This is a genomic window from Streptococcus bovimastitidis (assembly GCF_001885095.1).
Lineage (GTDB): Bacteria > Bacillota > Bacilli > Lactobacillales > Streptococcaceae > Streptococcus > Streptococcus bovimastitidis.
Genome location: NZ_LZDD01000001.1, coordinates 1030666 through 1043835 on the forward strand (window position 1 = coordinate 1030666; position 13170 = coordinate 1043835).

General features: G+C 36.7%; 17 protein-coding genes. 2 read left to right on the top strand and 15 right to left on the bottom strand.

From position 1 onward, the window contains the following. Nucleotides 1-35: 35 nt before the first annotated feature. The 12 genes from scpB to A9Q68_RS05120 form a co-directional block, all read right to left on the bottom strand. A complete protein-coding gene (gene scpB, locus A9Q68_RS05065; RefSeq protein ID WP_071793605.1) occupies nt 36-587 on the bottom strand; it encodes an SMC-Scp complex subunit ScpB in 552 nt (183 codons plus the stop codon). Next, a complete protein-coding gene (locus A9Q68_RS05070) occupies nt 587-1291 on the bottom strand; it encodes a segregation/condensation protein A (RefSeq protein ID WP_071793606.1) in 705 nt (234 codons plus the stop codon). Before A9Q68_RS05070 ends, scpB begins: the two co-directional genes overlap by 1 nt. After that, a complete protein-coding gene (xerD, locus tag A9Q68_RS05075; RefSeq protein WP_071793607.1) occupies nt 1291-2037 on the bottom strand; it encodes a site-specific tyrosine recombinase XerD in 747 nt (248 codons plus the stop codon). Before xerD ends, A9Q68_RS05070 begins: the two co-directional genes overlap by 1 nt. Then, nucleotides 2030-2497, bottom strand: coding sequence for a cyclic-di-AMP-binding protein CbpB (gene cbpB, locus A9Q68_RS05080; protein ID WP_071793608.1), 468 nt, complete (start codon nt 2495-2497; stop codon nt 2030-2032). The genes xerD and cbpB overlap by 8 nt, the downstream gene beginning before the upstream one ends. Further along, nucleotides 2494-3015 (bottom strand): metallophosphoesterase, encoded by a 522-nt coding sequence (locus A9Q68_RS05085; RefSeq protein ID WP_071793609.1) that lies wholly within the window; start codon nt 3013-3015, stop codon nt 2494-2496. Before A9Q68_RS05085 ends, cbpB begins: the two co-directional genes overlap by 4 nt. Next, the gene (locus tag A9Q68_RS05090; protein ID WP_071793610.1) at nt 2997-3989 is read right to left on the bottom strand and encodes a nucleoside-triphosphate diphosphatase; all 993 of its coding nucleotides are present in this window, start codon (nt 3987-3989) and stop codon (nt 2997-2999) included. Before A9Q68_RS05090 ends, A9Q68_RS05085 begins: the two co-directional genes overlap by 19 nt. Next, a complete protein-coding gene (gene racE / locus A9Q68_RS05095; protein ID WP_071793611.1) occupies nt 3986-4780 on the bottom strand; it encodes a glutamate racemase in 795 nt (264 codons plus the stop codon). Before racE ends, A9Q68_RS05090 begins: the two co-directional genes overlap by 4 nt. A 173-nt stretch (nt 4781-4953) precedes the next feature. Next, the gene (locus A9Q68_RS05100) at nt 4954-5193 is read right to left on the bottom strand and encodes a YneF family protein (RefSeq protein ID WP_071793612.1); all 240 of its coding nucleotides are present in this window, start codon (nt 5191-5193) and stop codon (nt 4954-4956) included. Between the two features lie 93 nt (nt 5194-5286). Next, on the bottom strand, nt 5287-6525 hold the full coding sequence (locus A9Q68_RS05105) for a diaminopimelate decarboxylase (RefSeq protein ID WP_071793613.1): 1239 nt from the start codon (nt 6523-6525) through the stop codon (nt 5287-5289). Between the two features lie 106 nt (nt 6526-6631). Then, nucleotides 6632-7321, bottom strand: a complete 690-nt coding sequence (locus A9Q68_RS05110) for a Bax inhibitor-1/YccA family protein (protein WP_071793614.1) — start codon at nt 7319-7321, stop codon at nt 6632-6634. A 20-nt stretch (nt 7322-7341) separates the two neighbouring features. Beyond that, nucleotides 7342-7842 carry an HD domain-containing protein gene (locus A9Q68_RS05115; RefSeq protein WP_071793615.1) on the bottom strand — a complete coding sequence of 167 codons (501 nt, stop codon included), beginning with the start codon at nt 7840-7842 and terminating at the stop codon, nt 7342-7344. Nucleotides 7843-7878: 36 nt separating this feature from the next. Next, nucleotides 7879-8616, bottom strand: coding sequence for a TrmH family RNA methyltransferase (locus tag A9Q68_RS05120; protein ID WP_071793616.1), 738 nt, complete (start codon nt 8614-8616; stop codon nt 7879-7881). Nucleotides 8617-8719: 103 nt separating this feature from the next. On the opposite strand from A9Q68_RS05120, the gene A9Q68_RS05125 reads away from it, so the two are divergent. Together A9Q68_RS05125 and yidC are read left to right on the top strand one after the other, a co-directional pair. Then, a complete protein-coding gene (locus A9Q68_RS05125; protein WP_071793617.1) occupies nt 8720-8998 on the top strand; it encodes an acylphosphatase in 279 nt (92 codons plus the stop codon). A gap of 82 nt (nt 8999-9080) precedes the next feature. Then, the gene (gene yidC, locus A9Q68_RS05130) at nt 9081-10010 is read left to right on the top strand and encodes a membrane protein insertase YidC (protein ID WP_071793618.1); all 930 of its coding nucleotides are present in this window, start codon (nt 9081-9083) and stop codon (nt 10008-10010) included. Between the two features lie 141 nt (nt 10011-10151). On the opposite strand, the gene greA is transcribed toward yidC, so the two are convergent. The 3 genes from greA to A9Q68_RS05145 form a co-directional block, all read right to left on the bottom strand. Continuing rightward, a complete protein-coding gene (gene greA, locus A9Q68_RS05135; protein WP_071793619.1) occupies nt 10152-10634 on the bottom strand; it encodes a transcription elongation factor GreA in 483 nt (160 codons plus the stop codon). Nucleotides 10635-10705: 71 nt separating this feature from the next. Then, complete coding sequence (gene mltG, locus A9Q68_RS05140; RefSeq protein ID WP_071793620.1) at nt 10706-12538, bottom strand: endolytic transglycosylase MltG; 1833 nt, start codon at nt 12536-12538, stop codon at nt 10706-10708. 108 nt (nt 12539-12646) lie between these two features. Continuing rightward, entirely contained in the window at nt 12647-13141 is a 495-nt protein-coding gene (locus A9Q68_RS05145; RefSeq protein WP_071793621.1) for a GNAT family N-acetyltransferase, read from the bottom strand. Nucleotides 13142-13170: the final 29 nt, after the last annotated feature.

Genomic DNA, 13170 nt, shown 5'->3' on the forward strand with positions numbered 1-13170 from the left:
CTCTTTTCTTTTTGGGGAATACCAGAGGTTCTAACTTAATCATTATTATGAAACAAGGCTGTTTCCTGATCTTCGATTTCTAGATTAGACACGTCTAATAATTCATCTAAGTGATTAATCCCCATGTAGTCTAGGAAATAATCAGTGGTTGCATATAAATTAGGACGACCGATAACCTCTTTTTTGCCGGTTTCCTTAACCAATTCAAAAGCAATTAATTTACTAAGTGCCCCACTTGAGTTGACACCTCTAATATCGTCAATTTCAAGCCTAGTAATAGGCTGTTTATAAGCGATAATTGAAAGGACTTCTAAACTTGCTCTGGATAAACTTTGGTTAATAGGAGCATTAGCAAACGTCCGTAATAATTCTGCATAAGCATCTTTTGTAACCAACTTAAAGGTCTGAGAAGACTCAATCAAACAAAGGGCTGAATCCTGATCATTTTCATATTTTTCCTTTAATTTGTCAACTTGTTGTTGCAGGGCTGTGGGTGATAAATTGGTTAGGTTTGCCAGTTGTCGTAAACTGAGACCTTCCTCACCAGCAACAAAAAGCAATGCTTCAATTTGTGGTAAATAAGTCATTACATTTCCTTTGTTAATATAATATCAGCAAAATTTTCACTTTGATATACTCTTGCTACTTGCACCTTAATTAATTCTAAAGTTGCTAAAAATAAGGTAATGACCTCATTTAAGCTAGTACATTCTTGAAAAACTTCTGTCAATAAGACTTCTTTTTTAGAAGTTAATTTACCTTCCAAGTGTTGCATCATATCTTCAATTCGAAAATCTTCCCGTTCAATAACCGTATGATTTTGCTTGAATTCTTCCTGCTTAACAGTCATGATTTTTGAGAAGGCTAAAAAGAGGTCGGTGACATTTTTATCTTCTTTTAAAACTGTATCTTCAAAAATGAGTTCTAACTTTGGTTTTGAGTAGTAAAGTGCTCTATGGTCATGTTGCTTACCTAAAGCTTTACTAAGCTCTTTAAAACGACTGTATTCTTCAATTTTTGATAAGAGGTCAATTTCAGGATCATCTTCATCCGGCTCTGCCTCAACAATTTTGGGAAGGAGACGACGACTTTTTATCAACATGAGCTGACTAGCCATAACCATATATTCACCCGCAAGCTCAAGTTTCATTGCTTGTAAAGTTTCAATATAGGCAAGATATTGCTCAATCACTTCAACTATTGGCACTTGATAAATATCCATCTGATATTTTGAAACCAAGTGAAGTAATAAATCCAGAGGTCCTTCAAAATCTTTTAACTTTATATCCATTAGTCTTTAAAATACTTTTCTAGTGTTACAGGACTCTTCAATCCTAATTGCTGGCTAATCGCCAGAATTGATTTCCCTTTTGATTTTTCCTTCATAATGAAATGCCTTCTTAAATCTTGGGCTGTCACTTCTTCTAATTCTAGACTTTTTAAGAAGGCTTTTAGCTCCTTATAAAACCATTGCCGTGAAAAAGTCTTCCCCTGATGATCAAACAAATAAACTTGCTTCTGATTAACAAAAATTTCCATTAATGGTAGTAATTTTTGGGGAATTTCTAAAACCCTTTGTTGTCCATTTGTTTCAATTTTTACCATCTGCAAGGCTAACAGGCAATTTTCAACCTTTAAGTTTGCTATTTCATTGGGAAGTAAGCCTAACTCAAGAATTAATAAGGCAATCAATTGACCCCTTTTCTGTCCAGATTCCTGCAAGAAATCGACTGACTTAATTGTATCAGTGAGCTCAGGTTTTGGCTTATCTTGTCTAACTTTCTCATCAATATGAAAATAATCTTTTAGGTAAGAGATCTGATACAGAAAATAGAGAAATTGATTAACCGTTGAGAACTTTCGTCTTCTAGCAGCATCACTTAGTCCAGAAACCTCAAATTGATAGCGTCTCATTTTCTCCGAACTCATTTTCTCGTTAACAATATCAACAAATTGCAACAAATCATAGCGGTAGGCTGATTTGCTTGCTTTTGAAAGTTCTTTTGTAGCTAGAAATGTTTCAATTAAATCAATCATGTTTTTTCTCGATGCTATAATCGTCGGTAAAATCATGAAGAAGGCTATTTAATGCTTTGAGAATTGATTTTCGAGTGATGATACCAACAAATAAGTTTTTATCATTAACTACAGGTAAAAAAGGATAATCAACTAACTTATGCATGATGTGTGTAAGACTTGAGGTCATTGGAATGGCTTCAATTTTTGTATTAACCATTTCACCGATGTCTGTCTGATTTAATTCCCAATCCGTCAATTGATTCTTAACTTGATAATTTAAAATATCAGAAATACTAATCGTTCCTCTATACTGGCGGTCCTTTGTCAATACAGGAACGCGGGAAAAACCATTATTTACTAATAAAAGCATGACATGATCAGAATTATGAGTATCAATAAAAATCGCTAAATCGTCTGCAGGAATTAAGTAGTTAACTAAATGTTGTAAAATAAAATCTTCAAATTCTTTTGCGATCATCGTTTAAATTCCTTAGACAAAGATGGGTATAGTTGATGCTCCCGATTATAGAAAGTGATTGAAAATCGATTATCATCAATCACAATTTTAGCATAGAGTTTCTCATCTACTTCACCCCTTGGTAGTAAGAGACTTCCAGGATTAACAAAGAGTGTTTTTCCCATTTGCCAAACTGCTGGTCTATGAAGGTGCCCATAGAGACAGATATCAGCATGAGCTTCTTGGGCAAAATAATCCAATTTATCCCAGGTAAAATTGATTTGATAATGATGGCCATGTGTTTGAGCGATAGTTAGGTCATCTAGTCGAATGATATTATCTTGTGGATAGTCTTTATCATAATCACAATTTCCGCCAACAACATAAATACCTTGCCAGAGGGAATCCGAACTTTTGAGTTCAGAGTCTCCATTGTGAAAAATGGCATCCACTTTACCAAGATAGTGATTTTTAACAGATTCTACAATGTCACGGTCACCATGAGAGTCACTCATTACAATTATCGTTTTGCTTGCCATGATGGAAATTCCTCCACTAACTTTTTAAAGGCTAAACCACGGTGAGAAATGCTATTCTTTTCTTCCGCACTTAACTCTGCAGAGTGTTTACCTGTTTCACCAACAATAAAGAGCGGATCATAGCCAAAACCATTCTCCCCCTTAGGTTGGAATGCAATGTAGCCAGGCCAGTCGGCTTCGACTACTAAACTTTCTTTTCCTGGTGCAGCTACAACTAAAGTTGTATGAAACTGTGCCGAACGGTCTTTTTGATCAAAAACCATGGCTAATTCATGCAATAATTTGGCATTATTTGCCTCATCAGTTGCTTCAGGTCCAGAAAAACGAGCTGACCAGACACCTGGCATGCCACCTAAGATATCAACTTTCAATCCTGAGTCATCGGCGATTACCATTTTTCCAGTTAATTCTGAAATGGTTTCGGCTTTCAACCTGGCATTTTCTTCAAATGTAACTCCAGTTTCGTCTACTTCCGGTAATTCAGGATGATCATTTAAGTCTTCCACTTCATAGCCCAGTTGACCAAACATTTTACGGAATTCTTCTGTCTTTCCTTTATTATGTGTTGCTATTAAGATTTTTTTCTCCATAGCAAGAGTGTCCATATTGAAGAAAGCTTTTAAGGGAAGTCCTTCTTCAGGCATGAGCACCTCTAAAACCTGCTGGTTTTCACAAATGAGAAGGGCACCTTGATGTTCAAGAACTTCAAGATGTCGCCCTATTTCTTGATTAATCATCTCTAAGACAAATTGAACTAAAGCAAAATCTGAAGATTTTTTGATAACTGTAATCGTGTATCCATAATTTTCCCAGTCTTCTTCAATATCATTTGTGTTCAGAGGCGCCAGCTTAAGATTTAATAGGTTAAAGCGATCACCAATAATATCATCTATGGCAATGATGGTGTTATAGCCCTGCCATTTCCCAATAAACCAGTTCTCTTTATCTTTGTATTCGTAAATTTTTTCTGTCATAAGCTTATGTGCTCCACATGTATTTCTTCATTTAACCAAGAATTAGCAATGATTTGAAAACTATCAATCCCTGCTGTTGTGTAATAAGTATGGTCTAAGTCACGTTCTGTCCGACTGGCATTAATTTGAAAGTAATTTAAGAGGACCGAGATATCACGAACGCACTCAGCACCACTATCAATTAGAGTCACTTCTGGTCCCATTACATTTTGAATTATTGGGCGTAATAAGGGATAGTGGGTACAGCCTAAAACTAAGGTATCAACTTTTCCAACTAATGGTGCTAATGTCTCGTAGACAATCTTTTTAGCGACACTTGAACCTGTCTCATTGGATTCAACAATTGGAACAAATTTGGGACAAGCCAAACTTTGAACGGCAACTTGTGGCGCTAAGAGTTGAATTTTTTGCCGGTAAATATCTGAATTAACCGTCATTGGTGTGCCAATGATTCCTACTTTACCGTTTCTTGTTGCTTTAATAGCAGCGCTAGAACCAGGAAGAATCACCCCTAAAACAGGTATGTCTAAGGCTTCTTTGACTTCTTCCCAGGCAACAGCTGTCGCTGTATTACAAGCAAAGACAATCATCTTAACATTTTTAGTCAGTAAGAAATTAACTAATTCCCATGTGTATTCTCTAATTTGCTCTGCCGGTCTTGGACCATAAGGAGCCCGAGCAGAATCACCTACATAAACAATTTGCTCAAAGGGCAATTGCCGTCTTAACTCTCGGACAACTGTTAAACCACCAACCCCAGAATCCAGAAAACCTATCGGTCTATTATCCATTTTTACTACTTCCTAATTGACACGAAAAAAACTCAGCCGCAAGTCGCCAACTGAGCTTTTTTTCCAACTCTGAACAGTTGACACTACCTCTCGAAAATAAAAAGTTTACAAGCGTCTGATTGCAATGACTGTTCACAAGGTCATAAGTAATTGTAGAACAACTCAAATGACAATTATTTTCCTTTAGCTGTAGCAGCCTTAGATTGTTTAACGATATTACGGTAGGTTTGTTGGATTTTTGCTTCGCTTGGTTTTTGGCCCATTTGGCTCATCATTTCTCGGATAGCTTCAGGTGTTAAACGTGGATGCTCACCCAATTCTTTTTCAATTTGTTTACGGGCAATATACATACCACCAAATAAACCACCTGCAAGTGCGACAATTATTAATAAAATCCATAAAGTTGTTGACATTTTCTTTGAATTCTCCTAGTTTTTTATTCCACTCATTATACCAAAATTATTGCTTTTATACAAATGACATTTGCTCTTTGGACTAGAAGGATTTTAGAAATCATATCCTCTGATTGTGGCAAAATAGTCCTCCGCTACCTCGGCCCGTCTAATCAGTCTGGCCTGGCCATTTTCCTGTAAGAGGATTTCTGCCGACCGCAGACGACCGTTATATTGGTAGCCCATTGAGAATCCATGTGCTCCTGTATCATGAATAACCAATAGGTCATTTGGTCGTGCTTGAGGTAGGCTTCGGTCTTTGGCAAATTTATCGTTATTTTCACAGAGCGAGCCGACAACATCTACAACTTCAATACTGCCCTCAGGGTTAGAAAGATTTGTAATATGGTGATAAGAACCATACATGGCTGGTCTCAGTAGGTTTACAGCTGAAGCATCAACACCCACGTATTTTTTATAGGTTTCCTTACGATGTAGGACTTTGGTTATTAAATGACCGTGAGGGGCAAGCATAAAGCGTCCTAACTCTGTGTATAAAGCAATATGGTCCAAGCCATTCTCAGCTAAAATAGCATCATAAACTTTTTTGACACCTTGGCCAATAATGGCAATATCATTGGCAACTTCTTCTGGTCGATAATTAACACCAATCCCACCAGATAAATTGATGAAATCTAAGCTAATCCCTAAATCATTTTTGATGTCAACTGCCAATTGAAAGAGTTCTTTAGCTAATTCTGGGTAGTAATCATTGGTAACCGTATTTGAGGCTAGAAAGGAGTGAATTCCCAAGGAAGAAACTCCCTTCTCTTTGAGCTCTGAAAGTCCTCTATAAAGCTGGGCTTTTGTCATCCCAAACTTGGAGTCTTGGGGATGATCCATGATTTCGGTTCCTAGCGCGAAGACACCTCCGGGATTATACCTTAAAGAAAGACGATCAGGAAGGTCGATAACCTCTTCTAGAAAGGTGATTTGTTCGTAAGCATCTAAATTAATTGTTGCCCCTATAGACTTTGCATACTGATATTCATGCGCAGGTGTGTTATTTGATGAGAACATGATGTCCTTAAAGCCAAGTTCTTTACTCATCATTAATTCCACTTCGGTCGCACAATCTACCCCACAGTTTTCTTCTTGTAAAATCTTTAGGATCGCAGGTGTCGGCGTTGCTTTGACTGCGAAATATTCCTTAAAGCCTGGATTCCATGAAAAAGCCTTATTAAGAGCACGCGCTTTTTCTCTGATACCTTTTTCATCATAAAGATGAAATGGCGTTGGGTAGTCTTGGCAAATGTCCTCTAAAGTTTCTAAACTGATAAATGGTTCTTTCATGTCTATTCTCCGAATTTTCAAAATATTAGAGTAAGTATATCACAACTTGTCATTTTAAGACAGAATAAAAACTAGCCTCTTATAGAGACTAGTTTAATCATGATTATTAATCATTACGGCCAAAGATACGAAGTAAGCTGATAAACAAGTTAATAAAATCTAGGTAGAGGCTGAGGGCCATAGAAATAGCCCATCCATCATTAACCTGACCGTTTGTAGCTTGATAGACCGTTTTAATTCTATTATTGTCAACTGCAATTAAGCCAGAGAAAATGAAAACTGAAACAATAGAAATGATGAAGTTCATGCCACCACTTCCCATGAAAATATTAACCACACTAGCAATAATAATACCAATGAGGACTGCCATTAGAGCTTTGCGGAAGCCAGACAAATCTTTTTTGACAAAGATTCCAATCATTGCCATAGCAAAGAAAACAGCTGCCGACGAAACAAAAGCTTGAAAAACTGTCGTTTGTGTATAAACAGCAATAATAAAGCTTAGGGTAAAGCCGTTTAAAGCGGAATAGAATAAGAATAATGGTAAGGCCATTGGCGTGTTACGGTTTGCTGCTGCACTTGCTACGAAAACTAATACCAATTCTAAGATAATGGCTCCATAATAGATGAATGGGTGGTTGGCAATAATAGCAAACATGTTATCTCTAAAAGGATAGAGCATTAGGAAAGATACAAAGCCTGATAAAGCTACGCCCATTCCAACTAGGCCATAAATTTTGGCAAAGAATCGGTTAAGTCCCGAGTCTGTTTCAGTATAAATTAAATGATCGTTCATAGTAAATTCTCCTTTTATCTTTAGCGATTATGACTATTTAAAGTTTTGCGTTTGAATAAACGACGATGGGCCCAACGATTACGCATTGGTGTTGCAACTTCCTTTACTGCCCAATATTTATCAACCATTGTTACAATATAACTTTCACGATATTTAGGAAAAGCTACTGTGGCTCCCCACATATGTTTCAAAATAATATCTTCTTCCCGTTGATTAATATCGGTCAATTTTTTTGCATTTCGTAATGCAATGCGTGGATGAACCCATGCGTGACTTTTATTAAACTTGGTAACACGCCAGTCATAGTAAAAGAAATCGTGCAGTAAACCTCCACGAGCTGTACTTTTGGCATCCCAGCCAAATTTTTTTGCTAACTTGTAACTTGTATAGGCTACATTGATTGAATGTTCCAATCGAGTAGAATGATGGTGTTGAACAATTGATTCTAATTTTTGAAATCGGGGATGGTCAATTAGGTGTCCAACATGTTCCATAAATTCGCGGTCATTAGTATAATCCATAATTATCACCTCGTGTAGGTATTATAACATATTCCCTTAAATCAAGCTAAAAATGACTATTCCTGCAGCGACAGCCACGTTAAGACTTTCTGCTTGGCCAGGCATATTTATATGGACCAGTTGACTAGCCAGCTCAGCCATTTCACCACTAATACCTTGTCCTTCGTTACCCATGACAAGGACAAAATCTGAGTAGAAAGGGAGTTCTTTATAATCAACAGACTTACTGGATAGCGTTGTGGCTAAGATTGGTATGCCTTGCGCTTTGATGTCTTGACAAAAATCATAAACATTAGTCCGCCAGACAGGTAAATGAAAATGGCTACCTTGCATGGATCTTAGGGTTTTTTGATTATACATATCAGCTGACTTTTCAGAAAGAATAACGCCATCGAATTGCGCGGCATCCGCAGTCCTTATCATGGTCCCTAAATTGCCAGGATCCTGAACATCTTCAAGGAGTAAAAATTTCCCTTTGCCAAGTTTTGGCAGCTCATCTTTACTCATAGCAACTTCAGCAATAATGCCTTGGGGACTTGGGGAGTCTGTTAACTCTTTCAAGACTTCTGGGGCCACCAAATAGACATTGTTTTGGTCATTTACCCGGTCCTTCATTTCCTCAAGAACAAAAACTTTAAGGATTTGATTTTGCACAGCTTTGGCTTCTTGGTAAAGATGCCATCCCTCGATCAGGTAAGAGTTTTTCCGATGTTTTTTTTGCAAGAGTTTTTTAGCTTCTTTAATGGTTGGATTTGCTTTAGAACTTATTTTCATAGCTCTATTATATCATACCTTCCTGAAGACTTGATTTCTGGTAATTCTCTTAACATTTTAGAAAGCAATATTGTGTTATAATATGAAAAAAGGAGGCTTAAGGATGAAAAAAGTTCGCATGATTGTTTCTGGTAAAGTTCAGGGTGTTGGCTTTCGATATTCAACCTACGCTCTCGCACTACAAATAGGTGATATTCGTGGTCGCGTATGGAATAATGACGATGGCACAGTTGAAATTCTGGCTCAATCTGATGACTCCCTAAAAATGGCTAAATTTATTCAAGAAATTCGTAAAGGACCTTCCAAATGGGCTAAAGTCTCTTATGTCGATGTCAAGATGGATAATTTTCAAGACTATGATGACTTTAAAATGACCAATTAAAAATCAGTCTATGGAAGTATTGTTAAATTGCCAAAAAAAAAGTAAAATAGATAGGTATATTAAAAACTAAAGGAAAATCACATTGAAAATTAAATTAAATCGCATACTCTTTTCTGGTATGGCATTATCTATTCTGTTTACTTTAACAGGCTGTGTCAGCAGAGATAAACAAGGAAATCCTAAAGGAATTATTTGGGATATGCTAGGTAAGCCAATGTCTCACTTTATTGAGTACTTTGCTAATAACATGGGCTTAGGTTTTGGTCTGGCAATCATCATCGTTACTATTATCGTCCGTACCATCATTCTTCCATTAGGATTATATCAATCACAAAAGGCAAGCTACCAATCTGAGAAGATGGCTTACTTAAAACCTGTTTTTGATCCAATTAATCAACGCATGAAAAATGCGACAACGCAAGAAGAAAAATTTGCTGCCCAATCAGAATTAATGGCTGCCCAAAAAGAAAATGGCATCAATATGCTTGGTGGCATGGGATGTCTGCCATTGTTAATACAAATGCCCTTCTTCTCCGCTATGTATTTCGCAGCTCTTCATACAAAAGGGATTTCAACATCTACATTTATGGGGATTGATCTAGGTAGTCGTAGCTTAGCTCTAACTGCAATTATCGCAGTTCTTTACTTCTTCCAATCATGGTTATCAATGCAAGCTGTTGATGAAGCACAAAGACAACAGATGAAAACTATGATGTACACAATGCCAATCATGATGATTTTCATGACAATGAGTTTGCCAGCAGGTGTTGGTCTCTATTGGTTAGTCGGTGGTTTCTTCAGTATCATCCAACAATTAATCACTACTTACATGATTAAACCTCGTCTTCGTAAGCAAATTGCTGAAGAATTTGAAAAAAATCCTCCGAAAGTCGGAAAAGCTAATCAAAACCGAAAAGATGTTACCCTTGCAAAAGCAAGTAACTCTATTCCTCAAAATACACGTCCAAACAAAACAAACCGAAATGCCGGCAAACAAAAACGACGTAAATAAGCTTAAAAGCCTTCACTTTAGAAAGTGAAGGCTTTTAACTTTACTTGTATTGATATATGCTATGATAGGCTATCACAACCAAAGGATTTCTCAAATTTGCATTTGTGCAAAAATAAAAAAGCGCTGAATTCAGCAACCTTCTTATTTTGTTTTTTCAACACTGACAATTTCAACTTCATATGTTGTTGCAGGTGAAACGATTAGAGCTTTATCACCTTTTTTCTTACCAATTAAAGCTTGAGCAATTGGGCTTTCATTTGAAATTTTACCTGAGAAGATATCTGCACCAGCAGAACCAACAATATGATAAGTATCTTTATCATTGGTACCAACTTCTTGAACGACAACTGTTTTACCAATGGCAACTTCGTCTTTTGCTACCGCATCTGAATTAATGATTTCAGCAAAACGAATTTTTGTTTCAAGAGTAGAGATTTGTCCCTCAACGAATGCTTGCTCATCTTTAGCAGCATCATATTCAGAGTTCTCTGATAAGTCACCATATGAACGTGCAATTTTAATACGTTCTACAACTTCTGGACGACGAACTAATTTTAACTCTTCTAATTCTTTTTCTAATTGTTCTTTTTCAATTTCCGTCATTGGATAAGTTTTTTCAGCCATTTTTTTCTCTTTTCTATATATTAAAGAATTCAGAAATACAAACATGATGCCTTTGGCATCATGTTTGTATTTTACTGAATTTGGTTGTTTACATATTTTTCAACATTTGCTGAATGTGCTTCATAGGTTTTGGCATAGAAGACCTCACCTGTCTTGACATTGGCAACAAAGTATAAATAATCGGTATTTGCAGGTTTGACTGTTGCGTCAATGGCAGATAGACTTGGGCTATCTACTGGACCAGGCATTAAACCAGTATTCGTATAAATATTATAAGGCGACTTAATCGTTGTGTCAATCGCGGCATCTTCAGCTAGTGTCGTTTTATCGCCAAGTTTATTCATGGCATAAAGAATAGCAATATTTGATTGCAAGGCCATGCCATTTTGGAGACGATTGTAGAAAACACTTGCGATATCGCGACGATCCTCATCTGTAGAGCCTTCTTTTTCAACAAGTGACGCTAAAGTTAAGACTTCATTCACTGTTTTTCCACTAGCTTCAATACTATCATAATAAGGAGACAAGGTAGCGTCTGTCGTTGCTAACATTTCATCAATTAAAGAACGAATGTCTGTATCTTTATAATAATCATAAGTAGCTGGGAATAAATAGCCTTCTAATTGATAAATAGCATCTTCTTTTTTAGGTAGGCTAGACAATAAGCGAGGGTATTTTTTCACCATTTCCTTAATGAAGGTTTCATCCTGAATCAAGTTTAAAAAGTCTTGTGACTTAAATGGTGTTTTATCTTTTGTCGATTTGGTATTACTATTATCGGTAACAGCTTTGCTGATTTGTTTAATCGTATAGCCTTCAGGGATTAAGATTTTTCCTAGGACTGGTTTAGTTGGCTTATCAGTACCACCCTTTTGCAAAGCTCTGGCAATTTCATCAAGTGACATACTCTTTTGAAGGTTGTAATAGCCACTTTGGAAATTTGAAAAATTCTTGAACTTTGTATAGAAGTTGAAGACAGTACCACTCTTAATCAAGCCATTTTCTTCGAGAACTTGACCAATCAATTTATTACCTGATCCAGCTGGAATCTCAACTTGTACATATTTATTATCTTTTTTATCGACTGGATTAACAGCATTATAGACAAATAGGGAGCTAGCTAATGCGATAATCACGACAATTGCTAAGATAGACGAAATAAGTACCATTGAAATTTTCTTAGCCACTCGATCAGTCTCTTGTCGCTTACTATATCTTTTCTTCACTAAACCTCCAACTGCATGTGAAGCTTCAGATGCTTCATCTTGGTTTATGTCTGTATCAGAAGTAAAATGAGCTTGTTCATCCTGTACAGGTTGACTAGTCGTTGATTCACTTGTTTCTGCTTCTTGCTCATCTTCTAAAACAAAACCAATGTCAGCCGGATTTAAAATAGTAATCGGTGTAAATGGAATTGTTTCCGATAAATCACTTCCTACTAGTGAAACTTTTTCTGACTCTTGAGAGTCATCTGATCCAAAAGCAGATTCAGAATGTGAAAAGGATTGTGAATCAATTTCCTCAGAGCCATCATTCTCAGATGTCTCCAGACCTTCTGACTCACTCGAAATACTACTTTCCTCAAATCCTAGCAGGCTTTCATTAGCATCCATTTCAGACTGATTTTCAGTCTCTTGTTCACTTTCATGAACAGAATCTTGACTGTTTTCAGTTGATTTAGCCATTTCTTCTTGATAATCATTATAGAGAACGATTGTCTTTTGCCTTGCCTCTTCAGCTTCACGCTCTTTCATTTTTAATTCTTCTGCTTTTAAGTCTTGCCGAAGAAGTTCTTCTTCTTTTTCTTTGCGAATTTGATTAGCTTTTTCAAGCTCAGCTAAAATGTGCTCCTTGAAGCTCATTTTCTTCTGAGACTCTTGGCCATCATCTTTAAAATCGGTCAAAGCAAGTCCTCCTAAACGTAATCAATCGCAATTATAACCCAAAACTAGCATAAAAGCAATTATTTCCCTTATTTGTTACTCATTTTTAATACTTTTAGAGGTATTTGCTCAATGCCTATCTTTGGGCTGCCAAAGCATATCGTACCAGATACTTCCACCATGATTTGAATCTGAAAGGCCCAAATTCTTAAAACCATTTAATTCATAATATGAAATTAAATAATCATGACAGGTTAGAATAATCCCTTGACGATTTTGAGCGACTGCCAAATCTTTCATGGCAGCAAGTAGAGCCGTCCCAATCCCTTGCTTTTGAAACTTGGGAGAAATGGAAAGACTGGTAATAGCGATATAGCCTCCACTTTCTGGATTCTTTTGACTACCGTGGAATAGATGATCTTCTAACTTAGCTTCTGCAACAACCGGACCTTCAACATAACCAGCAATTTGATCCTCAAGCACAGCGACCAGAAAAGTATCGGGATTAACTTGCGTTCTAGCTAAAATAACCTCTGCAGAGGCTGCTTCTTCTGGTGAAAAATTGGCTACTTCAATAGCATGGACAAAAGGCCAATCCTTCTCAACCACATGTCTAATAAGCATGACTTTCCTTTCTAACAGAAAACCTGCCA

What these genes read in the sequence shown, in the direction of transcription:
- scpB (WP_071793605.1), bottom strand. Translation starts at nt 587, where the DNA reads ATGACTTATTTACCACAAATTGAAGCATTGCTTTTTGTTGCTGGTGAG.
- A9Q68_RS05070 (WP_071793606.1), bottom strand. Translation starts at nt 1,291, where the DNA reads ATGGATATAAAGTTAAAAGATTTTGAAGGACCTCTGGATTTATTACTT.
- xerD (WP_071793607.1), bottom strand. Translation starts at nt 2,037, where the DNA reads ATGATTGATTTAATTGAAACATTTCTAGCTACAAAAGAACTTTCAAAA.
- cbpB (WP_071793608.1), bottom strand. Translation starts at nt 2,497, where the DNA reads ATGATCGCAAAAGAATTTGAAGATTTTATTTTACAACATTTAGTTAAC.
- A9Q68_RS05085 (WP_071793609.1), bottom strand. Translation starts at nt 3,015, where the DNA reads ATGGCAAGCAAAACGATAATTGTAATGAGTGACTCTCATGGTGACCGT.
- A9Q68_RS05090 (WP_071793610.1), bottom strand. Translation starts at nt 3,989, where the DNA reads ATGACAGAAAAAATTTACGAATACAAAGATAAAGAGAACTGGTTTATT.
- racE (WP_071793611.1), bottom strand. Translation starts at nt 4,780, where the DNA reads ATGGATAATAGACCGATAGGTTTTCTGGATTCTGGGGTTGGTGGTTTA.
- A9Q68_RS05100 (WP_071793612.1), bottom strand. Translation starts at nt 5,193, where the DNA reads ATGTCAACAACTTTATGGATTTTATTAATAATTGTCGCACTTGCAGGT.
- A9Q68_RS05105 (WP_071793613.1), bottom strand. Translation starts at nt 6,525, where the DNA reads ATGAAAGAACCATTTATCAGTTTAGAAACTTTAGAGGACATTTGCCAA.
- A9Q68_RS05110 (WP_071793614.1), bottom strand. Translation starts at nt 7,321, where the DNA reads ATGAACGATCATTTAATTTATACTGAAACAGACTCGGGACTTAACCGA.
- A9Q68_RS05115 (WP_071793615.1), bottom strand. Translation starts at nt 7,842, where the DNA reads ATGGATTATACTAATGACCGCGAATTTATGGAACATGTTGGACACCTA.
- A9Q68_RS05120 (WP_071793616.1), bottom strand. Translation starts at nt 8,616, where the DNA reads ATGAAAATAAGTTCTAAAGCAAATCCAACCATTAAAGAAGCTAAAAAA.
- A9Q68_RS05125 (WP_071793617.1), top strand. Translation starts at nt 8,720, where the DNA reads ATGAAAAAAGTTCGCATGATTGTTTCTGGTAAAGTTCAGGGTGTTGGC.
- greA (WP_071793619.1), bottom strand. Translation starts at nt 10,634, where the DNA reads ATGGCTGAAAAAACTTATCCAATGACGGAAATTGAAAAAGAACAATTA.
- A9Q68_RS05145 (WP_071793621.1), bottom strand. Translation starts at nt 13,141, where the DNA reads ATGCTTATTAGACATGTGGTTGAGAAGGATTGGCCTTTTGTCCATGCT.